Annotated in this window: 20 protein-coding genes; 12 read left to right on the forward strand and 8 right to left on the reverse strand. The window is 64.0% G+C overall.

The window, feature by feature from the left end; genetic code table 11:
• Positions 1–103: 103 nt before the first annotated feature.
• Positions 104–490: a DUF1844 domain-containing protein gene (locus LFT43_RS07050; RefSeq protein WP_078105657.1), complete on the reverse strand. Its 387-nt coding sequence runs from the start codon at positions 488–490 to the stop codon at positions 104–106.
• Positions 491–870: 380 nt separating this feature from the next.
• On the opposite strand from LFT43_RS07050, the gene infC reads away from it, so the two are divergent.
• From infC to LFT43_RS07075, 5 genes are all read left to right on the forward strand, one after another.
• On the forward strand, positions 871–1,899 hold the full coding sequence (gene infC / locus LFT43_RS07055; protein WP_395801800.1) for a translation initiation factor IF-3: 1,029 nt from the start codon (positions 871–873) through the stop codon (positions 1,897–1,899).
• 117 nt (positions 1,900–2,016) lie between these two features.
• Positions 2,017–2,211: a 50S ribosomal protein L35 gene (gene rpmI / locus LFT43_RS07060; RefSeq protein ID WP_265978344.1), complete on the forward strand. Its 195-nt coding sequence runs from the start codon at positions 2,017–2,019 to the stop codon at positions 2,209–2,211.
• A gap of 117 nt (positions 2,212–2,328) precedes the next feature.
• Positions 2,329–2,847, forward strand: coding sequence for a 50S ribosomal protein L20 (gene rplT, locus LFT43_RS07065; protein WP_395801801.1), 519 nt, complete (start codon positions 2,329–2,331; stop codon positions 2,845–2,847).
• 53 nt (positions 2,848–2,900) lie between these two features.
• Positions 2,901–3,797, forward strand: a complete 897-nt coding sequence (locus LFT43_RS07070; RefSeq protein ID WP_395801802.1) for a TrmH family RNA methyltransferase — start codon at positions 2,901–2,903, stop codon at positions 3,795–3,797.
• Between the two features lie 101 nt (positions 3,798–3,898).
• Entirely contained in the window at positions 3,899–4,816 is a 918-nt protein-coding gene (locus tag LFT43_RS07075) for a cation diffusion facilitator family transporter (protein WP_395801803.1), read from the forward strand.
• 12 nt (positions 4,817–4,828) lie between these two features.
• Here LFT43_RS07075 and LFT43_RS07080 read toward each other — a convergent pair whose 3' ends face one another.
• Complete coding sequence (locus LFT43_RS07080; RefSeq protein ID WP_395801804.1) at positions 4,829–6,037, reverse strand: MFS transporter; 1,209 nt, start codon at positions 6,035–6,037, stop codon at positions 4,829–4,831.
• 146 nt (positions 6,038–6,183) lie between these two features.
• Here LFT43_RS07080 and LFT43_RS07085 point away from each other — a divergent pair, with 146 nt between their 5' ends.
• Positions 6,184–6,624, forward strand: a complete 441-nt coding sequence (locus tag LFT43_RS07085) for a (deoxy)nucleoside triphosphate pyrophosphohydrolase (protein ID WP_395801805.1) — start codon at positions 6,184–6,186, stop codon at positions 6,622–6,624.
• Here the strand turns inward: LFT43_RS07085 and LFT43_RS07090 are convergent.
• Positions 6,621–7,700, reverse strand: coding sequence for an Rv2578c family radical SAM protein (locus LFT43_RS07090; RefSeq protein ID WP_395801806.1), 1,080 nt, complete (start codon positions 7,698–7,700; stop codon positions 6,621–6,623). The two genes, LFT43_RS07085 and LFT43_RS07090, sit on opposite strands and share 4 nt — an antisense overlap.
• A 98-nt stretch (positions 7,701–7,798) precedes the next feature.
• Between LFT43_RS07090 and pcp the strand changes: the two genes are divergently transcribed.
• Positions 7,799–8,449: a pyroglutamyl-peptidase I gene (pcp, locus tag LFT43_RS07095; RefSeq protein WP_395801807.1), complete on the forward strand. Its 651-nt coding sequence runs from the start codon at positions 7,799–7,801 to the stop codon at positions 8,447–8,449.
• 10 nt (positions 8,450–8,459) lie between these two features.
• Here pcp and LFT43_RS07100 read toward each other — a convergent pair whose 3' ends face one another.
• Positions 8,460–9,116, reverse strand: coding sequence for an SIMPL domain-containing protein (locus tag LFT43_RS07100; protein ID WP_395801808.1), 657 nt, complete (start codon positions 9,114–9,116; stop codon positions 8,460–8,462).
• Positions 9,117–9,298: 182 nt separating this feature from the next.
• Here LFT43_RS07100 and pheS point away from each other — a divergent pair, with 182 nt between their 5' ends.
• The 3 genes from pheS to LFT43_RS07115 all read left to right on the forward strand — a co-directional run bounded on the left by pheS (position 9,299) and on the right by LFT43_RS07115 (position 13,604).
• Complete coding sequence (pheS, locus tag LFT43_RS07105) at positions 9,299–10,360, forward strand: phenylalanine--tRNA ligase subunit alpha (protein ID WP_265978332.1); 1,062 nt, start codon at positions 9,299–9,301, stop codon at positions 10,358–10,360.
• A 2-nt stretch (positions 10,361–10,362) separates the two neighbouring features.
• The gene (pheT, locus tag LFT43_RS07110) at positions 10,363–12,912 is read left to right on the forward strand and encodes a phenylalanine--tRNA ligase subunit beta (RefSeq protein ID WP_395801809.1); all 2,550 of its coding nucleotides are present in this window, start codon (positions 10,363–10,365) and stop codon (positions 12,910–12,912) included.
• A 128-nt stretch (positions 12,913–13,040) separates the two neighbouring features.
• Entirely contained in the window at positions 13,041–13,604 is a 564-nt protein-coding gene (locus LFT43_RS07115; protein ID WP_395801810.1) for a 4'-phosphopantetheinyl transferase family protein, read from the forward strand.
• Positions 13,605–13,617: 13 nt separating this feature from the next.
• On the opposite strand, the gene LFT43_RS07120 is transcribed toward LFT43_RS07115, so the two are convergent.
• From LFT43_RS07120 to LFT43_RS07135, 4 genes are all read right to left on the reverse strand, one after another.
• Positions 13,618–14,997, reverse strand: a complete 1,380-nt coding sequence (locus LFT43_RS07120; protein WP_395801811.1) for a M1 family metallopeptidase — start codon at positions 14,995–14,997, stop codon at positions 13,618–13,620.
• 83 nt (positions 14,998–15,080) lie between these two features.
• The gene (locus LFT43_RS07125; protein ID WP_395801812.1) at positions 15,081–19,013 is read right to left on the reverse strand and encodes a Pls/PosA family non-ribosomal peptide synthetase; all 3,933 of its coding nucleotides are present in this window, start codon (positions 19,011–19,013) and stop codon (positions 15,081–15,083) included.
• A 107-nt stretch (positions 19,014–19,120) separates the two neighbouring features.
• Positions 19,121–20,086 carry a quinone oxidoreductase family protein gene (locus LFT43_RS07130; protein ID WP_395801813.1) on the reverse strand — a complete coding sequence of 322 codons (966 nt, stop codon included), beginning with the start codon at positions 20,084–20,086 and terminating at the stop codon, positions 19,121–19,123.
• Positions 20,087–20,220: 134 nt separating this feature from the next.
• The gene (locus tag LFT43_RS07135; protein ID WP_395801814.1) at positions 20,221–21,309 is read right to left on the reverse strand and encodes a fatty acid desaturase family protein; all 1,089 of its coding nucleotides are present in this window, start codon (positions 21,307–21,309) and stop codon (positions 20,221–20,223) included.
• A 187-nt stretch (positions 21,310–21,496) separates the two neighbouring features.
• Here LFT43_RS07135 and argC point away from each other — a divergent pair, with 187 nt between their 5' ends.
• Positions 21,497–22,528 (forward strand): N-acetyl-gamma-glutamyl-phosphate reductase, encoded by a 1,032-nt coding sequence (gene argC / locus LFT43_RS07140; protein ID WP_395801815.1) that lies wholly within the window; start codon positions 21,497–21,499, stop codon positions 22,526–22,528.
• A complete protein-coding gene (gene argJ, locus LFT43_RS07145; protein WP_395801816.1) occupies positions 22,525–23,691 on the forward strand; it encodes a bifunctional glutamate N-acetyltransferase/amino-acid acetyltransferase ArgJ in 1,167 nt (388 codons plus the stop codon). The genes argC and argJ overlap by 4 nt, the downstream gene beginning before the upstream one ends.
• Positions 23,692–23,703: the final 12 nt, after the last annotated feature.

A 23,703-nucleotide genomic window follows, 5' to 3' on the forward strand; every position in this document is an offset into this window, starting at 1 on the left:
TGCGCCGCTAGCGGGGCTATGGCGCCTAAACCGCCAGGATACGACGACGGCGGGCTGGCCAGGAAGGCCAGCCCGCCGTCGCGGTCTAACAGCTGAGTCCGGGTCAGTTGACCGGGCCGGTGAACTTTTCGCCCGGGCCCTTGCCTGGCTCGTCCGGGATCAGCGAAGCTTCGCGGAATGCGAGCTGGAGGGAACGCAGGCCATCGCGCAAGGGGCCGGCATGCTGTGAACCGATTTCCGGTGCAGCGGCCGTAACTAGCCCGGCCAAGGCGGTGATCAGCTTGCGGGCTTCGTCCAGGTCCTTTAGCTCCTCAGCCTCGGGGTCGTCGGCCAAGCCCACCTTGACAGCCGCTGCGCTCATGAGGTGAACGGCGCCGGTGGTGATGACCTCAACAGCGGGAACTTCCGAAATGTCGCGGATCTGCTGGCCCACTCCGGCATCAGTACCGGTGGGCTCATGGTCGAGGGAATTGCTGTCTGAAGTGCTCATGCTGGTAAGCTTGTCACAGACCGACTGGAAGTCGCCATTTTTCTATGGCTCACGCAGAATTCGGCCACCCATCGTTAATGTGCGGTTGGCGGACGATTTCTGTAGAATTGGTTTTCAGTTCGCAAGCGGAGTTCTCTCCCACCCGCGTCAGCCGTTTCCCTTCGGGGATGTAAGTTGCCGGGTACCTGGTCGGACACCGTTCAAGGTAAGCCTTGGATGGTGCGAACGCCTCCATCGAGGGGCTGTATCCGATCTTTCGAGGCCTTCGATTGCGCCAGCAATTGGGGGCCTTCTCTATTTGCCGGTGGAATACTCATCACAACAACAGGAGCTTTGACATTAGCGAGCCAAGAATCAATGAGCGTATCCGCGTCCCCGAGGTGCGTTTGGTCGGCCCTGCCGGCGAACAGGTTGGAATCGTCCGTATCGAGGACGCCCTGCGTCTTGCTGCCGAGGCTGATCTGGATCTCGTTGAAGTTGCACCGCAGGCCAAGCCTCCGGTGTGCAAGCTGATGGACTTCGGTAAGTACAAGTACGAAGCCGCTGTCAAAGCCCGTGAGGCCCGCAAGAACCAGACCAACACGGTTCTGAAGGAAATCCGCTTCCGCCTGAAGATCGATACCCACGACTATGAGACCAAGCGCGGACACGCGCTTCGCTTCCTGGGCGCAGGGGACAAGGTGAAGGCCATGATCCAGTTCCGTGGACGTGAGCAGCAGCGCCCCGAAATGGGCATCCGTCTGTTGCAGCGCTTCGCTGAGGACGTTGCCGAAGTTGGCGTGATTGAGTCCAGCCCGCGCATCGATGGCCGCAACATGGTCATGGTGATCGGCCCGCTGAAGAACAAGGCCGAGGCAAAGGCCGAGGCCCGCCGTGCGGCGCAGCGCGCAGAAGCCAAAGCCCAGAATGAAGCCAAGGCAGCTGGCCGGATCGACCTTTCAGGCGAGGATGCTCCCTTGACGCAATCCCTCGCGGACCTGGTTCCGGCGGAACTCCTGACCCAGGTAGAGGAAAACCAGGCCGAGGACACGGTGGCAGCGGAAACTGCGCCGGAATCCGTTGAGGCCGAGGTTGCCGAAGCTGAAGAGGCTGCTCCTGTTGTTGAGGTAGCGGTTGCCGTCGAAGAGACGCAGGTTGTCGAAGAGACGCCGGTTGTCGAAGAGACGCCGGTTGTCGAAGAGGCTCCCGTTGTCCAAGCAGCTCCAGTTGCCGCACCCGCGCCGGCAAAGGCACCGGCGCCGGCAAAGGCTCCTGAGCAGGCAGCTTCGAAGCCCGTTGTGCCGGCTGCCCCCAAGCCTGCTGCTACACCGGTGCCGAAGCCGATGGCCAAGCCTGCGATTCCGAAGCCTGCAGCTCGACCGGCAGCCCCCAAGGTTGCTCCCAAGCCGGCAGCACGCAAGACCAACTAGTCACGCCGCAGGAGGCATCCCCTCCGCCCGGCACGAAAGCAGCGGTCACCCCCTATGGGGTGGTCGCACGAAAGAACTGCGGACCCAGTCTGCGGATACGTAAGGAGATCGGTTCCCATGCCGAAGATGAAGACCCACAGTGGTGCTAAGAAGCGCTTCAAGCTGACCGGTACCGGCAAGCTGAAGCGTCAGCAGGCCAACCGCCGCCACTACCTGGAGCACAAGTCCTCCACCCTGACCCGTCGCCTTGCCGGCGACAAGATCGTCTTCAAGGGCGATGCCAAGGTCATCAGGAAGATGCTCGGCATCTAAGTTCCAAGTTTTCTGGTTGCTGCCATCCGGTAGCCGCCGACTACACCAAAGCCTTCTCAGGCCGGCCGGGTTTCCGGCAGTAGCAGCTTGGGATAAGAATTTTGAAGGAGTACGCACGTGGCACGTGTGAAGCGGGCGGTAAACGCCCACAAGAAGCGTCGGGTTGTCCTTGAACGGGCCAAGGGTTACCGCGGTCAGCGGTCTCGCCTGTACCGCAAGGCAAAAGAGCAGCTGCTGCACTCGTTTGTGTACAGCTACGGCGACCGCCGCAAGAAGAAGGGCGACTTCCGTCGCCTGTGGATCCAGCGCATCAACGCTGCATCCCGCGCCAATGGCCTGACCTACAACCGCTTGATCCAGGGCCTGAAAGCCGCTGAGGTCGAGGTTGACCGCCGCATGCTGGCAGAGCTGGCCGTTTCTGACGCCAACGCTTTCGCCGCGCTGGTCCAGGTTGCCAAGGACTCCCTGCCTGCCGACACCTCCGCTCCGGCCGTCAAGGCCGAAGCTGCTGCGAAGACTTCTGCGGCTGCCAAGGCTGCTCCGTCCGTCAAGGCTTCCGTGTCCGAGGAAGAATCCGCTGCCAAGGCTCCCAAGGCCAAGGCTGCGAAGAAGCCGGCCGCTGAGGCTGCTGAGTAGAACGCGTAACCGCAGTTCAAGGGACAGTGGCAATAGCCACTAAAGTTCTTTATATGAACGAAACCGGGCGCCCGCAAGAACTTCCGATGTCCAACCCCCGAGCTGATCGGGTCAGGGATGTCGCAAAGCTTGCAGGGCGCCCGGCCCGTTTAAAGCGGGGCAGGTTCCTCGCGGAGGGCCCCCAAGCGGTTCGGGAGGCACTGGTCCTGCATCGGGAGCGGACGACGGCGGGGGAGGCCGGCGTCGTGCACGAAGTTTACGCAAGCGAAAGTTGCCTGGACCGGCTCCCTGAACTGGCCGAGCTCGCCGATGGCGTTGCCTTGCGGCTGGCGAATGACGATGTCCTGGCCGCCATGGCGGACACCGTCAATCCCCAGGGCATTGTGGCCGTCTGCAGTTTTGTGGACGTGAGCCTTGAATCGGTGCTCGACTCCGGCCCGCGGCTGATCGCCGTCATGTGCCAGGTGCGGGACCCTGGCAACGCGGGAACAGTGCTGAGGGCCGCCGATGCTGCCGGAGCGGATGCTGTGGTCCTGACGGCCTCCAGCGTGGATATTTACAACCCCAAGGCTGTGCGGTCCACCGCAGGCTCCCTCTTCCATTTGCCGGTTGTCCTGGGTGCGGACGTCGAGGAGCTCGTTGCCCTCTTCAAGGAGCGCGGCATCGGGATTCTGGCGGCGGACGGTTACGGCACCCTCAATCTGGACAAGCTTCAGGATGAGAACGCCGCACGCCGGCTAGGCGCGTCGGTAGCTCACTCTGACTACGCACTCGAGGCTCCGACGGCCTGGTTATTCGGCAACGAAGCACAAGGGCTTTCAGACTCCGAACTGGCACTCGCAGACCATCGTGTTGCGGTACCCGTCTACGGCTCGGCTGAAAGCTTGAACCTCGGCACGGCAGCTACTGTCTGCCTCTACGCCAGCGCACGCTCCCAGCAGGCTTCCTGACAATTTCGGCAAGGTACGGTATTGCTTGAAGGAAGGCGACGCAGCGGTCCGTTCCGGCAATTCACTCACATCCCCTGAACCGAAGAAGAAGTGGAGCTTTCGTGGCTGCAAATGGCGGTAGCAAGGCAATCGTGGCGGCATTGGGTGCCAACCTGGCGATTGCCGTGCTCAAGTTCGTCGCATTCGTCCTGACCATGTCATCGTCCATGTTGGCGGAGGCGATCCACTCCGTGGCCGACTCCGGCAACCAGTTGCTCCTGCTGCTTGGCGGGAAGCGGGCACAACGGGCGGCGAGTCCCGAACACCCGTTTGGCTATGGCCGTGAGCGTTACATATACGCCTTTATCGTCTCGATCGTGCTGTTCAGCGTTGGCGGCCTTTTCGCGCTCTACGAATCCTGGGAGAAGTTCCAGCACCCGCATGCCATTGAAGGCGATTTCTGGTGGGTGCCGCTGGCTGTGCTGCTCGGTGCGATCGTGGCGGAGTCGTTCTCTTTCCGCACCGCAATCCACGAGTCCAATCCTTTGCGTGGCAACCAAAGCTGGATCAAGTTCATCCGCAATGCCAAGCAACCGGAGTTGCCCGTGATCCTCTTGGAGGATTTCGGAGCCCTCCTGGGCCTCGTCTTCGCGCTGTTCGGCGTGAGCCTGACCCTCATCACGGGCAACGGCTTGTGGGATGCTGCGGGCACGGGGATGATCGGCCTGCTTCTCGTGGCAATCGCCGTAGTGCTCGCGGTGGAAACCAAGTCCTTGCTGCTTGGTGAATCAGCCACCAAAGAGGACAACACCCGCATCACGGAAGCCATTGAGTCCGATGGCACGCGCATCATCCACCTCAAGACCATGCACTTGGGTCCGGAAGAATTGCTGGTTGCGGCGAAGATCAGTGTGGGCGTTGCCGATACCGGCCAGGCCATCGCGAAGGCAATCGACGACGCCGAAGTGCGGATCCGTACGGCTGTGCCAATCGCGCGGGTCATCTACCTTGAGCCCGACGTCGAGCGGGTCCAGGTCTAAGCAGCCCACCGCCTACGCAGCCAGCGGCTTCTTGCGTTCCAACCAGCCACTAATGCCGGCGACGCCAAGGCCCAGGACCGCCAGGACAGCGCCAACGAGGGCCGGGGCCACGTAACCCCAACCCCATGCGATGACCACGCCGCCGAGGAACGCGCCAAGGGCGTTCGCGATGTTGAGCGCGGAATGGTTGAGCGAAGAAGCAAGAGACGGTGCGTCGGGCGAAGCGTCGAGGAGCCGGGTCTGCAAGGGTGGAACGAGCATGGAGCCGATGCCGCCCACGATGAACACCATGATGAATGCCGACCACGCCCAGTGGGCAGCGATGGCGTAGACAATCAAGGCCAGCGCGATTGCCGGAAGGACCCGGTAGATGGTTCCCATGACTGACTTGTCGGCGATCCGGCCGCCCAGGATGTTTCCGGCCACCATGCCGAGTCCGTAGAGGGCCACCACCAGGGGTATCAGCGACTGCGGGATGCCGGCCACGGATGTCATGGTGTGGGCGATGTAGGTATAGGTGGCGAAGAAGCCGCCAAAACCGATGATTCCGATAAGCAGTGCCAGCCAGACCTGGATGCGTTTGAGGGCGCCAAGTTCCCGGCGAATGCTCGCCTCGGGGTGCACGGGCTCAAAGGGGACGAACTTCCAGAGCAGCACACTGGTGGCCAAACCGATGATGCCCACCACCACGAAGAGCAAGCGCCAACCGAAGGTCTGACCAAGCCAGGTGGCAGCGGGAACGCCGATAACGTTGGCGATAGTGAGCCCGCCCATAACCATCGAGATCGCCCACCCACGCTTGGTGGGGGCAACCAGGCTCGCTGCGATCACAGCAGCGATCCCGAAGAAAGCGCCATGGGGCAGTCCCGACGCAAACCTCGTGATCAGCATGGTTCCATAGTCCGGTGCAATGAAGGACGTCAGGTTCGCTATGGACAGGAACAGCATGAGTCCCAGGGCAAGTTGCTTGCGTGGGAGCCGGGCGCCCAGCGCCGCGAAGATCGGCGCACCCACTACTACGCCCAAAGCGTAGGCGGAAATCAGGTTCCCGGCCTCGGGAGTGCTGATGTTGAGTCCCTGCTCGATCTCCTTGAGCAAGCCCATCATGGTGAATTCCGTGGTCCCTATGGCGAATCCACCCATGGCGAGGGCAAAGATGGCCAGGGCCACGTGGCGGCTTCCGGTCTTTTTGGAGGTCTTGCTGACTGCGGTGGTGGTCATTGTCCTGTTTCTGGGGGTGAGCGGGAGGCCGCACGAACGGGATTAAATCCGACTTTCAAGCTTAGTGGGAGACTCCGGCGAATGTCCCTGTATGTGACAACTTCCATAGGCAGGATCCCTGGGCGCGCGGCCAATAGACTGTTGCGGTGACTGGACTGATAAGTGTGGCGGGCGCCGCCGTCGTCGATTCTCTTGAAAACCCGAGCCGGTTGCTGGTCGCCCGGCGCAGCGCTCCGCCGCAATTCGCCGGAATGTGGGAGTTCCCGGGCGGCAAGCTCGAGGCCGGAGAGTCCTTCGAAGACGCGCTGCACCGGGAATTGATCGAAGAACTCGGGATCACCGTCCGGCTCGGGGCCGAAGTGGCGGCGGACGACGATGCCGGGTGGCCCTTGAACGAGCGGGCTGTGATGAGGGTGTGGTTCGCTGAACTGCTCGACGGCGAACCGCGTCCGCTCCAGGACCACGATGAACTTCGCTGGGTCCCCCTTGGTAGCGGCGACGAGGCGTTCGCGTTGCCTTGGATTCCCGCTGACCTGCCGATCGTCCGGGCCTTGCTGGAACGGGTGGATTCAGGGCTGCTTGGCTAGAAAAGCGTCGGCTGGCCAGCCGGTGGGAGGGAAGCAGCCGCTTCCTTGCCTGCAGCGGCGTTCCTGTGGCTGAAACCGTTGCTCCCTGAAAAGCCGTGGCGGGCCTTGAAGTAGTTGATGCGGCCGCTCAGCCAGGTCCTGTATTCCTTCGAGGCATACGAGCCTTGGCCGTAGAGACGCCGATACTTGCCCACGAGGCCGGCGTGGTTGGCCGCCAGCCACTGCATGAACCATTCGCGGGTGCCCGGCTTCAGGTACAACGCCCCGGCAGTGACTCCCGTGGCGCCAGCCCCGGACAGGGCCGTGAAGAGAGACTCCAAGGCGTCATCGCTGTCCGTTAGCCAAGGCAGGATAGGCATGGCCATGACTCCGCAGGGCAGGCCTGCCTCGCGCAACCGGTGGATGAGTTTGAGCCTGGCGCGGGGTGCCGGGGTCCCCGGCTCGACAGCCGAGGCGAGGGTTTCGTCTGTCATGGCCAAGGAGATGCCCAAATCCACGGGTACCTGGCTGGAAGCGTGCTTGAGCAGGGGGATGTCGCGGCCCAGCAGGGTTCCCTTGGTGAGGACGGAGAACGGCGTGCCGGAATCAGCCAAGGCGCGGATGATTCCAGGCATCAGTTGGTAACGGCCCTCGGCCCGCTGGTATGGATCCGTGTTGGTGCCCAGGGCGACATGATGGTGTCCCCAAGACGGCTTGGAGAGTTCCTTGCGCAAGACTTCTGCCGCGTTGATCTTCACTATCACCTGGGAATCGAAATCGTGTCCGGCGTCGAACTCCAGATAGGTGTGGCTCTTGCGGGCGAAGCAGTAGACGCAGGCATGGCTGCATCCGCGGTATGGGTTGACGGTCCATTCGAAGGGCATTTGGGAACCGGACGCCACCTTGTTGAGCACCGATTTGGCGGTGACCTCATGAAAGGTGACTCCGGAGAATTCGGGGGTTGAGACGGAACGCAGAAGCCCGGCCAGCGGCAGCAGGGCGTCCGGAGCTGGGGCGGCTCCGGACAGGACACTGTTGCTGTTGTCTCCGGGTGCCGGACCACGTTGTGGTGAAAGTGCTTGTGCGTCCCATCTCATGGCCTCCATTCGAATATATGTTCGAACGGTTGTCAAGGCCTGCCGAAAGATCGGAGCTGGGACCTGGACGCCGGGTCAGCTGTTGCTAGGGTGGGTTCATGATTCTGCTGACGGGATTCGAGCCTTTCGGCGGCGACTCCAGCAATCCTTCGTGGACCGCCGTCCTCTTGGCGAGGGAAATTTTGCGCGCTGAAGGGCATGAGGTTGAGGCGCTCGAGCTACCCTGCGTTTTCGGTGAATCCGCTGCCGTTCTGCGGGAGGCCATCGGGCGGCTGCGGCCGGAACTGATCATCTGCGTGGGGCTTGCCGGCGGCCGCGATCGGCTCTCCTTGGAGAGGGTGGCCATCAACTGCGATGACGCCAGAATTCCGGACAATGCGGGAAACCGGCCCATCGACGAACCTGTCATTCCGGCGGGTCCTGCGGCGTACTTCAGTACCCTGCCGGTGAAGTCTGCGCTCCGGGCGTTGCAGATCGCGGGAATCCGCGCGGAGGTCTCACAGACGGCTGGAACCTATGTATGCAACCACGTGTTCTATACCCTGATGCACGAACTCTCGAGTGCCGCCGTCGCGGCACAAGCCCGCGGCGGCTTCATCCACGTTCCCTACGACGAAGCCCAACTGCCTCGGGGGAGTGCCGCACCATCCATGGCCGCGCGGGACATGGGAGAGGGGATCGCCGTCGTCGTTCGTACCGCTCTCGATGCTCCCGTGGACGCGAAGCTGTCCGCGGGAGCCATCCACTAGGAGAGCTGGATCAGCCGGCGCTGCGCTCCGCAGACTCCAGCTCCCACTGCACCACCACGCTCGCCGAAACTGCCACGGATCCTGTTTCGATGGCCACGCCCTGGGCGGCAACGGCGCGCTTCATGTCACCCATCATCGGCACGGGCAACCCACGCTCTGGCCGCTGATCGATAGACAAGACCTGGCCTAGCCGGGCGCCGGCGAGTGCCGCAAACCGGGCGGCTTTCGCCTCGGCCTCCCGCCACGCGGCCTCCTGCGCCCGCGCTGCAACGGCCGACGAATCCGTGAATCCTTGTTCGATCCCATTGATGCGGAGGGTGTCGCCACCTGCAGCGACGGCCGCGGATATGGCGACCGGGGCCGCAGACGGCGGGCTGACCCGGGCAACCAAGGTGGTTGATGCAACATATCCAGTGACCTTTTGCCCCTGGTTTTCGGCCCAGACGAGTTCCGCCCGCAGATTGAGGCCGCTGGTCCGCAGGTCACGCTCAGCGACCCCGTGCCCGCGCAAGGCATCAGTGACCGCCGAAGTCACCTCTCCGGCGTCGTCATAGGCCGCTCCGGCGGCATCACGCCTGACCTCGACGGCGAGCGTCAGCGTGAGAAGGTCGGGAACGGCTTCGGCTGTTCCCTCCCCGGTGACAGTAATGGTCCGGACCGGTGTCATGAGGCCATGCTAGCTGCGCCGCCGGCGAACGATGCCCCTGCGTCACGGGTTAAATCCGGGCCGAAGCCTTCAACTAGACTGGGGGTTAGTGCCCGCCGGACGCGTCTGGCGAGCATTGCTCCTGCCTTTGCCATGGCCCCGCCGGGTGAAGACCATTTCCGACTCGTAGCTAAGAACAGTAGATGACTGACACTTTGCCGGGCGCTGCCATCCCGAATCCTCTGGATGAAGCCGCCATCACCGCTGCCGTTGAGGAAGCAGTCGCCGCGATTGCCGCTGCATCCTCCCTCGAAGAACTCAAGGCCGTCCGCTTGGCGCACACCGGCGAGAAGTCGCCCTTGAGCCTTGCCAACCGTGAAATCGGTGGCCTGGCCAAGGAACAGAAGGCCGCCGCCGGTAAGCTCATGGGCTCCTCGCGCGGCCGCGTCAACCAGGCGCTCGCAGCACGGACCGCTGTGCTCGAAGCCGAAAACGACGCCCGTATCCTCGTGGAGGAAACCGTCGACGTCACGGCAGCACCGAGGCGACGCCGCGCGGGTGCCCGCCACCCCCTGTCCACGCTGCAGGATCGCGTGGCGGACATTTTCGTCGGCATGGGTTGGGAAATCGCCGAGGGCCCGGAGGTCGAATCCGAGTGGTTCAACTTCGACGCCCTGAACTTCAAGCCGGACCACCCTGCCCGCGAAATGCAGGACACCTTCTTCGTGGAACCTCCCGAGGCGCACCTGCTCATGCGCACGCACACCTCCCCGGTGCAAGTCCGTTCCATGCTGGAGCGCGACGTGCCCATCTACGTGCTGTGCCCCGGCAAGGTATTCCGCACCGACGAACTCGATGCCACCCACACGCCCGTGTTCCATCAGTTCGAGGGCCTGGCCATCGACAAGAAACTGAGCATGGCGGACCTCCGCGGCACTTTGGAGCACTTCGCACGGCAGATGTTCGGTGACGAGGCGCAGATTCGCCTGCGTCCCAACTATTTCCCGTTCACGGAGCCGTCGGCGGAACTGGACATTTGGCACCCCGGCGCCAAGGGCGGCCCCCGCTGGATCGAATGGGGCGGCTGCGGCATGGTCAATCCCAACGTCCTGCGCGCTGCGGGCATCGACCCGGACGAGTATTCAGGTTTTGCCTTCGGCATGGGCATCGAGCGCACGCTCATGTTCCGCAACGAGGTCGGCGACATGCGCGACATGATCGAAGGCGATGTACGTTTCAGCGAGCACTTCGGGATGGAGATCTAACAGTGCGTATCCCACTTTCCTGGTTGCGTGAATTCGCGCAGGTTCCGGCCGACGCCACGGCCGAAGACGTCATGGCGGAACTCGTCAAGGTCGGTTTTGAAGAAGAAGCCGTCCACCGCCCCACGGACGAACTCAAGGGTCCAATCGTGGTGGGCCAGGTCCTGAGCCTGGTCAAGGAACCGCAGAGCAACGGCAAGACCATCAATTGGTGCCAGGTCCGCGTGGTCCCCGAGGGGCAGGAGCAGACCCTCCCCGGTGAGGGCATCGACCCCTCCGGCGTGCAGGGCATCATTTGCGGTGCCCACAACTTCGTCGAGGGAGACAAGGTAGTTGTTACCCTTCCTGGGGCCGTACTCCCGGGGGACTTCCACATTTCCGCCCGCAAGACCTATGGGCACCTGTCTGCGGGCATGATCGCCTCGGTACGCGAACTCGGCATCGGCGAGGACCACGACGGCATCTTGGTGCTCTCCCGCATCGGCCTGGATCCCGAGGTCGGCGCTGACGCCATGACGTTGCTTGGCCTCTACGACGAAGCCGCCGAAATCAACGTCACCCCGGACCGCGGTTATGCGTTCTCGATCCGTGGCGTCGCCCGCGAATATGCCCACGCCACCGGAACTGTCTTCACGGATCCGGCCGCCAAGGTCAATGCCCCTGCGGCACTCTCCGGCGGCTACGGCGTCAAGCTCAACGACGACGCTCCGATTTACGGCAAGCCCGGTTGCGACCGCTTCGTGGCCCGCGCGGTCCGCGGAGTCGACGCCACCCGCCCCACGCCGCCGTGGATGGTTTCCCGGCTGCGTTTGGCCGGCATCCGCTCGATTTCGTTGCCGGTGGACATTTCCAACTACGTGATGCTCGAGCTCGGCCAGCCGAACCACTGCTACGACCTCGACAAGCTCTCGGGTGACATCGTGGTCCGCCGCGCCGTGGCAGGGGAGAAGATCACCACCCTTGACGGCAAAGTGCGTGCGCTCGACGTCGAGGACCTCCTGATCACCGACCGCTCCGGGGCAATCGGCATCGCCGGCGTCATGGGCGGAGCCAACACGGAGGTCTCCGATTCAACCACCAACATCCTGGTCGAAGCTGCGCACTTCGATGAGGTCTCGATCGCACGGTCCCGTCGCCGGCACAAGCTGCCGTCAGAAGCGTCCAAGCGCTTCGAGCGCGGCGTGGATTGGCAGGTTGCCAACATTGCCGCCCAACGCGTCGTTGACCTCCTCGTGGAACTGGCAGGCGGCACCGCTGACGAAGCCGGGACCGACGTCGGGACCGCGCCCGACCCGGTGACCATCGAGTTGCCGGTTGGCTACGCGGCCTCCCGGATTGGCATCGACTTCACGGAAGAACAGATCACCGGTTCCCTCAAGGACCTGGGCGCCATCGTCCTGAAGGGCGAGGTGAGCGGCTCCTATGTGGTCACGGCACCGAGTTGGCGCAATGATCTGGAAACCAAGGAAGACCTCTCCGAGGAAATCGCAAGGCTGGTGGGCTATGACAACATCCCGGCCACCCTGCCCGTGGCCCCTCCGGGCCGCGGCTTGACCCGGACCCAGCAGCAAAAGCGCCGGGTGGTCCAGGCCCTCGCAGATTCGGGCCTGACAGAGGTCCTCTCGTATCCGTTCGTCTCCAAGTCGTCCAATGACACCTTTGGGGTCGCTGAGGAAGGCGCGGCACGCACCGCCCTCAAACTGGCCAATCCGATCAGTGAGGAACACGGCTACCTGCGTACCTCCGTTCTTCCCGGCCTGATCGAGGTTGCCCGCCGCAACCACTCCCGTGGGTTCCGCGACCTTGCCCTCTTCGAGGCCGGCTCGGTGTTCCTTCCCGACGGGCAGCTGGGCACGGCGTCCATCCCTCCGCTGGGTGTCAAGCCGTCCGACGAGGTACTTGACGGACTGTACGACGGCGTCCCGGACCAGCCGCTGCACATCGCCGCTGTTTTGACCGGCCATGATTCCCCCGCTGCCGCGGCCCACGCGCCGCGTGTCTGGGACTGGGCAGACGCCCTCGATGTCGCCCGGCTCATCGGCGACGTCCTCGGCGTGGAGCTCGTGGTCAGCCAGGGCAGCCACCAGGCGTTTCATCCGGGCCGTGCCGCCCAGTTGGCCCTCCGCTCCGGCGACGTCGTGGGCTACGCGGGCGAACTACACCCGAAGCTGCTCGCTGCCCATGACATGCCGGCCCGTTCCGTTGCTCTCGAGCTCAATGCGGACGCGCTCTTCGACGCCGCCCCGGACGTCATCGTCGCCAAGCACATCTCCGGTTTCCCGGTCGCCACGCAGGACGTTGCCCTTGTGGTACCGCGGGACGTTCCGGCGGACGCCGTCTTGGCTGCCCTCCGGGAAGGTGCGGGAGAACTGCTCGAAGACGTCGCATTGTTCGATGTCTACGCCGGCCAGGGCATCGAGGATGGCAAGAAGTCGCTCGCCTTCGGGTTGCGATTCCGCGCCACGGACCGCACACTGACGGCCGATGAGGCATCGGAGGCCCGTGAGGCCGCCGTCGCAGTCGCCGCAGAGCGATTCGGAGCAGTCCAGCGCTGACCCGCATCAACACCGGGATCGAGGGGCTGGATGTTCACATCCAGCCCCTCGGACCCGCGCAATCCGCCGCCATCGCGCAGATGGCGGCGGGTTTGTTGTCTCCGGCCGAGATCCTTCGCGGAAACGCAATGGCTCCCGAGGCGCGCCTGGAATTCCTGGCGTCCAGGGTGGCTCAGCAGAACTTTGCTGCCGCCCTCTTGGGTGTCCCGGCCTCGAAACTCCAAGCGGCCTATGAGTGCCCGGAATGCGGCGCCGGTCCGGACATTGCGCATGGCCGGCCCGGATACCTGCTCGACGGCGGACCCGCACCGCTGGTGCTCAGCGCCGCGCGGGCGTCGGGCTGGGTGCTGTTTGCCGCCGTCGTACATCCCGAACCCGGCCTCCGGCTGGGAGCCGATCTGGAAAGCGCGGCAGGCACGGAGTTCGCCGGCTTCGGCGACGTCGCGCTGACCGCGCGTGAGCGTCGCCACCTCGATGCCCTGGACGCCAGCCACCGTTCGCTGGAGCGGGCGCGACTATGGGCTCGCAAGGAGGCCTGGTTGAAGATGACGGGTGTTGGGCTCAGGGTGGACCCGAATTCCCTCGACGTACTGGAAAGGCCAGGGTTATGGGACCTCGAACTCCCGGCCAGCGCCGACAGCCAGGATCTTCCGGCCGGACTGGCTGCTGCCGTTGCGCTAGCTGCCCCTTAGCTGGGCCGGTGGATTAGCTGAAAGCGGGGAGCCTTGCCTGGTACAGCCAGGGCTCCAGCACGCTGGCGGCGTCGAGCCCCGGAACGTAGGCATTGGCCGTGACGATGAATTCCGCCGTGGAGACCGAGCCATGACGCTTGGTCTCAGTCCAATGCCGCAACAAACCGAAGAACGCCGTGTCACCGCATGCACGACGAATGGCATGGAGAGCCAGTGCTCCGCGCTTGTAGACGCGGTCATCGAACATTCGCTCCGGCCCGGGGTCGCCGATCACCAGATCCTGGGCGCCGGCGTCGAGCTTTCGCCACGCGGCCCTCGTCCGGTTGGCGAGGGACATGACGCCGGCCTCTTCGGACCAGATCCATTCGGCGTAGCAAGCGAAACCCTCGTGCAGCCAGATATCCCGCCAACTGCTCGCGGTGAGCGAGTTGCCGAACCATTGGTGGGACAGCTCGTGGGCGATCAGGCGCTGAGCCTCCCACGATTGCTCCATGTGGTTGCGCCCGAAGATGGAGAGCGTCTGTGCCTCGAGGGGGATTTCGAGTTCATCGTCGGTGACCACGGCCGTATATTCCGCAAAGGGATACGGACCGAAACACTCCACAAAAGTGCGCATCATGTCGGTTTGCCTTGCCAGGCCTTCCTTGGCCTCGGACAACAACCCAGGGGAGACGGCAACAAACTGGGGCACTGGAGTGTGCCGCGCGCCTTCGGCATGGTGGGCCGTCCCGGCGTCGGCCCTGTTGAGTGAGGGGCTCAGCTGGTGGAGCCGGTAGCGGCCGATCTGAACCGTGGCGAGATAGCTGGCCATCGGTTCGCTCTGCTCATAAACCCAGGTCTCACGGCTTGATTTCCGGCTGTGCGAGACGAGGCGGCCGTTGCATATGGCGCGGTAGTTGTCGTCGGTGGTTATGCTGATCAAATAGCTGGACTTGTGCCGCGGATGGTCGTTGCACGGGAACCAGGAAGCGGCGCCGTTCGGCTGGCCCGCAACCAAGACGCCGTCGTTGAGCTCTTCCCAACCGACTTCGCCCCACAGGCCCCGGCGCGGCTTCGGATTGCCGTCGTAGCGGAGCTCGACAGTGAAGGCCTGGCCAGCCCGCAACCGGTCCTTCACGGTGACAACAAGGTGCTCGCCGCGAGGGCTGAATTTCGGCACCTTCTTACCGTCCACCAGGATCTTGGAAGCTTTCAACCCCACCAGATCCAGGACCACGGAGTCTGTGTCTTCGAGCGCCATGCAACGAAGCATCGCGCGGCCGTTGAGCCTATTGCTGCCCAGGCTATAGTCCAAATCCAACTCATACCGCAACACCTGGAATGCCATACTCCCGTGGTGCAGGGTATAGGGATCGGCAGCAGTTCTGATTGTTCCTGGTTCGCTGCGGCTCATGTGCGCTGGCTGCCTCCGTGTAGCTTGCTGTGCTGCTGTTGTCATGGGCTGGTGGTTTTCACGGGTCGTCTTGCCAATCTACGCTACGGCCCGGACCAAGGGCTGACCGGGTTGCCCATCCAGTAGGTGCCCGCAGGAACAGTTTCGCCGCGCATTACCAGCGACGCCGGTCCAACCGTTCCTCCTGCCCCGATGCTGGCGCGCGGCAGGATGACGCCGTGCGGGCCCATCGTGGCGCCGTCCCCGAGAACCACGGTGTCGATGCTCATGATGCGGTCGTGGAAGAGATGGGTCTGGACCACGCAGCCGCGATTGACTGTGGAACTTTCGCCTAGCGTGACAAGGTCGGCCTCGGGCAACCAGTAGCTTTCGCACCATGTGCCCCGGCCGATCTTCGCACCGAGTGCCCTGAGCCACCACACCAGCGCCGGCGTGCCGGATGCCGAACGCGCGAACCATGGAGCACTGACCATCTCGATAAAGGCGTCAACCACTTCGTTCCGCCAGATGAACGAGCTCCACAGGGGATGCTCGCCCTCCTTGATGCGGCCCACCAAAATCCATTTCGCGGCAACCGAACTTGCTGCGGCCACAGCACCTGCGGCGAGGACAACGACGCCTCCCAGGACGGCCGCCAGCCAGTAAGAGGACTCCGAAGCGATCCAGTCGAGGACCAGCATGATGCCGACGGCGATCGCCACAGTCAGGATGACCGGCACCAGGCGGCACAATTCCCACAGGGCGCGTTTGGTCTTGAGTGCAAGCGGGGGATTGAAAGTGAGGCTCTGATCGGCGTCGACGGCGGTCCGGCGCAGCCTGACCGGCGGGCTACCCAGCCAGGAGGTGCCCGATTTTGCTTTGGCCGGCGTGGCCGACAGCACGGCGACCAGCGAATTCTTGGGCACGCTGCGGCCCGCAGCGGTCATGCCGGAATTGCCGAGGAACGAGCGTTTCCCGATCTTGGCCGGTGCAATCTTCATCCAGCCGCCGCCAAGCTCGTAGGAGGCCACCATTGTGTCGTCCGCGAGGAATGCACCTTCACCGATGGTCGTCATGCGCGGCAGCAGAAGTACGGTGGAGGCCTCCACGTTACGGCCTACTTTGGCACCCAGCAGGCGCAGCCACACGGGGGTAAAGAGGCTGGCGTAGATCGGGAAGAGCAGATCCCGTGCCATGTCCAGCACGCGCTCAGTGGCCCAAACCTGCCAGCCAACGCGGCTGCGAACGCGGTAGTACCCCTCTGCGAGACCGATGCCGAGCATCCGTGTGGTCGCGAGGATCAGCAGGAGATTGCAGAGGAACCAGGCCAGTGCGGCCAAGGGAATGGCAAGCAAGAGCTCCGGGAAGGCATCCTGGAGGGAACTCCTGCCTTGGATGAAGGCCAGAACCACGCACGCGCCGGCGAACGCCGACACGTAGGGGATGAGGGCGAGCAGCGCGGAAGCTGCGGCGAACGCCGCGAACCAGAGCCTGCCAATCAGATGGTGCGACGACGGAGTCTCCGGCCATCCATTCTTGGCTTTGCCACGGCGTTCGGCGGGGGAGCCGGCAACGAGGTGTCCGGCCTTGACCCTGCCCAAGACTGCGGAGCCGGGTTCCACGCGCGCGCCGGCGCCGATGCTGGTTCCCGGCATAAGCGTGCTGCGGGAGCCCACGGTTGCGCCGGCACCTACATGGATGGAGCCGATGTGGACGAAGTCACCGTCGATCCACCACGCTGAGAGATCCACCTCGGGTTCGATGTTGCAGCCGCTGCCCAGGGAAAGCAGTCCGGTGACCGGCGGCAGGGAATGCAAATGGACGTTGTTCCCGATCTTCGCCCCCAGCGCCCTGGCATAGTACGGAACCCACGGCGCGCTGGCGAGGCTGATGGCGCCCGAGAGGTCCTGGATCTGTTCCGCAAGCCACAACTTCAAGTGAGCTTTGCCCGAGCGCGGGTAGGTTCCGGGCTGGAGGCCACGGAGGAGTGTCCTCGCGGCCAGAATCGAAATGCCCATGCGTCCCGGCGGGCTGACGAACACCAGCCAGGACGCGAGGATCCACCACCATGACACCACAGGCGCGGTTGAGAAACCGGCGAAGTCGGCCAGCAAGTGGTTGGCGGCCATCAGGTAGGTGAGCCAACGCATACTCACCAGGATGTTGAGGAAAATGCCCATCAGGGACTGGAAGATCTGCGATTTCCGGGAGGTCGGTCGAACCGTGCGTTCGGCTGCCGGTCCCTGGATGCCGCCTTCCGGCAGTGACTGCCGCGCGGCATCGATCAGGGCGCCCACTCGGGGGGTCGCATAGATCTCAGCCACCGTGATGGTGGGGTAACGCACTCGCAGGGCAGAGACGAGTTGGGCCGCGGCGAGGGAGCCGCCACCGTAGGCGAAGAAATCAGCGTCGAGCGATGTGACCCGGGAGCCCAGGACGCTTTCCCACTGTTCAGCCACCCATTGGGCATCCTCGGGAAGGTTGAGTGGTGCCTTGTCCGCATCGGCAGCTCCCGCGCCCGCCAGCGGCCAGGGCAGTGAACGCCTGTCCACTTTGCCACTGGTCTTCGTCGGAAGTGAATCCACCACCGTCAGCAGTGGGATCAGCGCAGCGGGAAGGCTTTCGGTGAGCAACTCCCGGGAAGCTGCGAGGTCGATGTCCTCGGGTCCCGCGGGAGCCAGGTAGCCGACAAGTATCTGGTTGCCGGCCGCCGTCGTACGGACAGCAGCCGCCGCTCCGGCAACGCCGGGCAGCGCCTGAAGTGCGGCGTCGATCTCGCCGAGCTCGATCCGCCTGCCACCAAGTTTGACTTGTTCGTCTGCCCGGCCTTGGAAGATGAGACCGGCTTCTTCATAGCGGACGAGGTCGCCGGATCGGTACGCGCGTTCCCACCCCAGGGACGGCATCGGCGCGTACTTCTCTGCGTCCTTCGCGGGATCGAGGTAGCGGGCCAGGCCTACGCCGCCGATGATCAGCTCACCCGTCTCGCCCTCCTCGACGGGAATCCCTGCGGCGTCGACGACGGCGAGGTCCCAACCGTCCAGCGGCAAACCTATGCGTACGGGACCGCTGCCACCGAGTGGAGCTGCGCAGGCCACGACGGTTGCTTCCGTGGGTCCGTATGTGTTCCACACTTCGCGGCCGTCCACTGCGAGCCGTTCGGCGAGTTCGGGTGGGCACGCTTCGCCGCCGAAAATGAGCAGGCGCACGTTCTCGAGGGCTTCCGCGGGCCATAGCGCCGCGAGCGTGGGAACGGTGGACACCACTGTGATTCCATGGTTGATGAGCCACGGGCCAAGATCCATGCCGGAACGCACCAGGGCACGCGGAGCCGGGACCAGGCAGGCACCGTGCCGCCACGCCAGCCACATCTCTTCGCATGAAGCGTCAAACGCCACGGAAAGACCGGCGAGGACCCGGTCCTGCGGCCCTATGGGATCTTGCTGGAGGAAAAGCCGGGCTTCGGCGTCAACAAAGGCCGCGGACGAACGGTGCTGCACCGCCACGCCCTTGGGTGTGCCGGTGGAGCCTGACGTGAAAATGACCCAGGAATCGTCATCCAGGCCCGGTGCACGCGGAGCCGGGTGCGGTGTTGGCCGCTCCCCGGGGACGTCGATCCTTCGGCCCTTTGTGACAACGGCAGACACTTTGGCTTCTCCGAAAACCAGCCGTGCCCGTTCCTCGGGATCGTCCGCATCCACTGGCACATAGGCGGCCGCAATCGAGAGGATCGCCAGGATGGCAATGTAGAGATCATTCGTCCCGGACGGGATCCGGACGCCGATCTTGTCTCCGGGGCCAAGTCCAGCTGCACTGAGCGTGGCGGCAAAACCGCGTACTTGCGCCATGAGTTCGGAGTAGCTTAGCGATTTGCGCCCGTCATCGAGGGCCGAGGCTTCCGGAAACGTTCGGGCCGTGTCATCGATGATTTCGATCAGCGTGCGCGTAGGCGGCGCGGCTCCTGCGCCTTGCAGCTGGGGCAGGTGCACAGCTTGGACTTCCAGGCGGTCTGCCGGGATTTCATGTTCCTGGGTCACGTTCGAAGCTTCTCGGATTGAGGTGAACAAAAAGTGTCAGCGGTCGCGTGGCCGTTGCTTTGGCTTAGCCCAATGTTAATTGAAAAGACAATGTGCCGTTGCTTTGATTATGGGACCAACAGTAGCTTGCCCGTGGTCTTGCGGGCTTCCAAGTCGCGGTGGGCCTGGGCGGCTTCGGCGAGAGGGTACGTCCCACCGATCCGGACTTTGAGCGCGCCGCTGGCGGCTGCACCGAAGACCTCGGCCGAGCGCCAGCGCCGTTCTTGCGGGTTCTGGAGGAAGTGGGCAATTGTCGGGCGTGTCAGGGACAACGATCCGCCCGCGCGCAGCAGCTGGGGGTCAAAGGGAGGCACCGGCCCGGAAGCTGCCCCGAACAGGACAAGCGAGCCACGGATTCGCAGGCTCGCAAGGGAACCGTCAAACGTATCCTTGCCGACGCCGTCGTACACCACGTTGACCCCTTCGCCGTCCGTGAGCTCGCGGACCTTGTCCGCAAATCCGGCGTAACGCAGGACCTCGTCTGCGCCGGCTTCCCGGGCAAGGACTTCCTTCTCGTCCGAGGAGACTGTGGTGATGACACGGGCGCCGCGGGCCTTGAGCAATTGCGTCAGGATGAGACCCACGCCGCCGGCACCTGCATGGGTCAAGACGGTGTGGCCCGGTTCCACGCGGAAGGAAGAGTTGACCAGGTAGTGCGCGGTCATTCCCTGCAGTGGAAGGGCGGCCGCTGTGTGGTCGTCGACGCCGTCCGGCACCGGAAGCGCCTTGTCAGCGTCTACGAGGGTGTACCCGGCGTAGCTTCGCGATCCTTCAGCGGTGGCGACCCTGTCCCCAACGGCGAAGTCCGCGACGTCCGAGCCGATGGCCTCAACGATGCCCGCCGACTCAGAGCCGGGGGTGAACGGGTATTCAACTTTGTAGATGCCGCCACGCTGATAGGTGTCAATGAAGTTCACCCCGGCGGCTGCGACCTTGACGAGCAACTGATGTGGGCCCGGTGCCGGAACCTCTGCTTCGGTGAGTTCGAGGACTTCGGGTCCTCCGGCTTGCCGGGCGATGATCGCATGCGTCATGGGTCTCCTTCTCCGTCGAGGCACTTTCGTACCCGCATTCACAGAACCATCCTAGGGAGAGGAGTCCGTCGAGTGTCCAGTCAGGGGCGCAGGCCCGTTGTTCGCCGTAATGTGCCCCTGTGGTCCTCGGAGTGTCAGCCCCTGCCGTGCGCGGAAGCCATGGGGCAGTCAAAGCCGCGGCCGGCGGCGAGTCCCACCTCATTGAGGTAGCGCACGATGATTCCGTATGACTGCATCAGCGTGGTTTCGGTATAGGGAATGGAGTGCTCTTCGCAGTAGCTTCGAACGATCTCCGCGGCGCGGCGCAGGTGGGGGCGTGCCATGTCCGGGAACAGGTGGTGTTCGGCTTGGTGGTTGAGGCCGCCCAGCAAGATGTTCATGAAGGGTCCTCCGGAGATGTTCCTGGCAGTCAGGATCTGGCGACGCAGGAAATCGACGCGGGAGTCGGCAGGCAGGACCGGCATGCCCTTGTGGTTGGGGGCGAAGGAAGCGCCCATGTAGAAGCCGTACACCATGATCTGGACGCCCAGGAAGGCGAAGGCCATGCCCATTGGGAGGAAGGTGAAGGCGAGGGCCGGGAGTGCGAGGAGCCGTGCCAGAAGGATGGGGGTTTCCACCCAGCGGTGCTTGATGGCTCCGGGCCGGAGGATGTACATCAGGGACTCCCACTGCAGGCTGATGCCCAGCAACATGAGGAGCGGGAAGAAGAACCAGCCTTGCCTGCGGGTGAGGAACGCGAAGCGTCCTTGCCTGCCGGCAGCGGCTTCAACGTGGAAAGCCAAGGCGCCGGTCTTGATGTCCGGGTCTTTGGAAATCACGTTGGGGTTGTTGTGGTGTGCGCCGTGCTTCTGCTCCCACCAGGAGTAACTGATGCCGGCAACCGAAGTGGCCAGGATGCGGGCGGACCAGTCATTGGCCCTGCGGGAGGCAAAAATCTGACGGTGACCGGCCTCATGGGCCAGGAAGCTCAACTGGGTGCAGAGGATGCCCAGGGCTGCGGCGATGAGGAGTTGGTACCAGCTGGGGCCGATCAGCGCGAAGCCAAACCAGGTGCCGGTCAACAAGAGGACCAGGGCTGCAAAAGTGCTGACGTAGAAGCCAACGCGGCGCTTCAAAAGCCCTTCCGCGCGGACGGTCTTGAGGAGTTCGGAATAGCTGAGCACGACGGCGTTTGGCTGCCGGACGCTCCTAGTAGGACGTTCCGTGGTGGAGGTCGGTGACATATGCAGTTTGCCCCGTAACAATAACGGGCAACGGTGCAACCGACGATCGGCTGCACGGTCTAGATCACCCTCTATTCAGCATACGCCCCCAAACCAGCTGTGCCGAGACGGTCCGCCTTCGACGGGCCTCGAAAAAGGCGTGCATAAATATCGGCAACCATGAATAGTTTTGCTGTATAGTCTTGCCATGACTATTTCTGTTGCCGTCTCCGGTGCCAGCGGCTACGCCGGGGGAGAGGTGTTGCGCCTCCTGGCAGGCCATCCGGATGTCACCATCGGTGCCATCACCGCGCACAGCAATGCCGGTTCCAGACTAGGGGAGTTGCAGCCGCATCTCCATGGTTTGGCCAGCCGGATTCTCGAAGACACCAGCGTGGAGAACCTCGCCGGCCACGACGTCGTGTTCCTGGCGCTCCCGCACGGAGCCTCCGCAGAGATCGCCGCGCAACTGCCGGAAGGCACGCTGGTGATCGACGCCGGCGCGGACCACCGGCTCGAAGATCCCGCGGCGTGGGAAAAGTTCTATGGCTCGGCCCATGCGGGCACCTGGCCCTATGGGCTGCCGGAACTCCCCGGCCAGCGTGAAGCCCTCAAAGGCGCCAAGCGCATTGCGGTACCCGGGTGCTACCCGACGTCGGCCCTTCTCGCCCTCACGCCCGGCTTCGCCAGCAAGCTTCTTCAGCCGGACGACGTCGTGATTGTTTCGGCCTCCGGCACTTCGGGTGCCGGCAAGGCAGCCAAGGTCAACCTCATCGGCTCCGAAGTCATGGGCTCCATGAGTCCCTACGGTGTGGGCGGCGGCCACCGTCACACCCCCGAGATCGAGCAAGGGCTTTCCAATGCCGCCGGTGAACAAGTCACAGTGTCCTTCACTCCCACCCTCGCGCCCATGAGCCGCGGTATCCTGAGCACGGCAACGGCCAGGGTCAAGGCAGGCATCACCGCGGCCGAGCTCCGCGGTGCCTGGGCCGAAGCCTACGACGACGAACCCTTCGTCCACCTGCTTCCTGAAAGCCAGTGGCCCACCACCAAGTCGGTGCAGGGTTCCAACCATGCAGTCATGCAGTTGGCTTTCGACGAACACTCCGGCCGCGTAATTGTCACGTGCGCCATCGACAATCTGACCAAGGGGACCGCCGGCGGCGCCGTGCAGTCCATGAATATCGCCCTCGGCCTGGACGAATCCGCAGGCCTCAACGTCCAAGGAGTTGCACCGTGACTATCACCGCCCCCCAGGGATTCCGGGCCGCCGGCGTCAAAGCAGGCATCAAGGCGTCGGGCAATCCTGACCTCGCCCTGGTTGTCAACGACGGCCCGCTCAAAGCGGCCGCAGCCGTTTTCACATCCAACCGCGTGGCCGCGGCTCCCGTGCATTGGTCCCGCCAGGTGGTCTCCGACGGGCGCGTGGATGCAGTGGTGCTGAATTCCGGCGGGGCAAACGCCTGCACCGGGCCGCAGGGATTCCAAAATACCCACGCAACCGCAGAAAAAGTGGCGGCTGTCCTCGGGATCTCCGCCTCCGACGTCGTGGTCTGCTCCACCGGCCTCATCGGTGAGCAATTGCCCATGGACAAGATCATCCCGGGCATTGACTCAGCTTTTGCGGAGCTCTCCGAAGACGGCGGCCTGGCTGCCGCTACGGCGATCATGACCACGGACAGCGTTGCCAAGGAAGCCGTCTTCACCGGCACCGACGCCGAAGGCAAGACCTTCACGGTCGGGGGCATCGCGAAGGGTGCCGGCATGCTGGCGCCGGGCCTCGCGACAATGCTGGTGGTGCTCACCACGGATGCCCAGGTCCCGGCGGAAGAGCTCGACGTCGTGCTCCGCGACGCTACGCGCGTCACCTTTGACCGCACGGACTCGGACGGTTGCATGTCCACCAACGACACCGTCGTCTTGCTGGCCTCCGGGGCCTCCGAGGCCATCCCCTCCGCTGAGCAGCTTGGTTCCGGCATCACGCAGGTGTGTGCCGAACTTGCCCGCAAGCTGATCGGCGACGCCGAAGGTGCCAGCCACGACATTGCCATCCGTACGTTCAACGCGGCGAGCGAACGCGACGCAGAAATCGTCAGCCGTTCCGTGGCCCGCTCCAACCTCTTTAAGACCGCCATCTTCGGCAAGGACCCCAACTGGGGCAGGGTCCTGTCCTCCGTGGGCACCACAGACGCCGTCTTCGAACCGGACCAGCTCAACGTCTCCATGAACGGCGTCCGGATCTGCCGTAATGGCGGCATCGGCGACGACCGCAACCTCGTGGATCTTGAACCCCGCGAGGTACTTGTGGAAATCGACCTGCAGGCAGGCGACGCGGAGGCCACTATCTGGACCAACGACCTCACGCACGACTACGTGCACGAGAACAGCGCCTACTCGAGCTAGACGGGGATGACC

The sequence above is a fragment of the Arthrobacter sp. FW306-04-A genome (genome assembly GCF_044358315.1).
Lineage (GTDB): Bacteria > Actinomycetota > Actinomycetes > Actinomycetales > Micrococcaceae > Arthrobacter.

Excerpts from the sequence above, each read along its gene's own strand:
- pheS (WP_265978332.1), top strand. The coding sequence starts at position 9,299 with ATGACTGACACTTTGCCGGGCGCTGCCATCCCGAATCCTCTGGATGAA.
- LFT43_RS07120 (WP_395801811.1), bottom strand. The coding sequence starts at position 14,997 with ATGAGCCGCAGCGAACCAGGAACAATCAGAACTGCTGCCGATCCCTAT.
- pcp (WP_395801807.1), top strand. The coding sequence starts at position 7,799 with ATGATTCTGCTGACGGGATTCGAGCCTTTCGGCGGCGACTCCAGCAAT.
- rpmI (WP_265978344.1), top strand. The coding sequence starts at position 2,017 with ATGCCGAAGATGAAGACCCACAGTGGTGCTAAGAAGCGCTTCAAGCTG.
- LFT43_RS07115 (WP_395801810.1), top strand. The coding sequence starts at position 13,041 with ATGGCTCCCGAGGCGCGCCTGGAATTCCTGGCGTCCAGGGTGGCTCAG.
- LFT43_RS07135 (WP_395801814.1), bottom strand. The coding sequence starts at position 21,309 with ATGTCACCGACCTCCACCACGGAACGTCCTACTAGGAGCGTCCGGCAG.
- argC (WP_395801815.1), top strand. The coding sequence starts at position 21,497 with ATGACTATTTCTGTTGCCGTCTCCGGTGCCAGCGGCTACGCCGGGGGA.
- LFT43_RS07080 (WP_395801804.1), bottom strand. The coding sequence starts at position 6,037 with ATGACCACCACCGCAGTCAGCAAGACCTCCAAAAAGACCGGAAGCCGC.
- LFT43_RS07100 (WP_395801808.1), bottom strand. The coding sequence starts at position 9,116 with ATGACACCGGTCCGGACCATTACTGTCACCGGGGAGGGAACAGCCGAA.
- LFT43_RS07050 (WP_078105657.1), bottom strand. The coding sequence starts at position 490 with ATGAGCACTTCAGACAGCAATTCCCTCGACCATGAGCCCACCGGTACT.
- LFT43_RS07070 (WP_395801802.1), top strand. The coding sequence starts at position 2,901 with ATGAACGAAACCGGGCGCCCGCAAGAACTTCCGATGTCCAACCCCCGA.
- LFT43_RS07090 (WP_395801806.1), bottom strand. The coding sequence starts at position 7,700 with ATGAGATGGGACGCACAAGCACTTTCACCACAACGTGGTCCGGCACCC.
- LFT43_RS07130 (WP_395801813.1), bottom strand. The coding sequence starts at position 20,086 with ATGACGCATGCGATCATCGCCCGGCAAGCCGGAGGACCCGAAGTCCTC.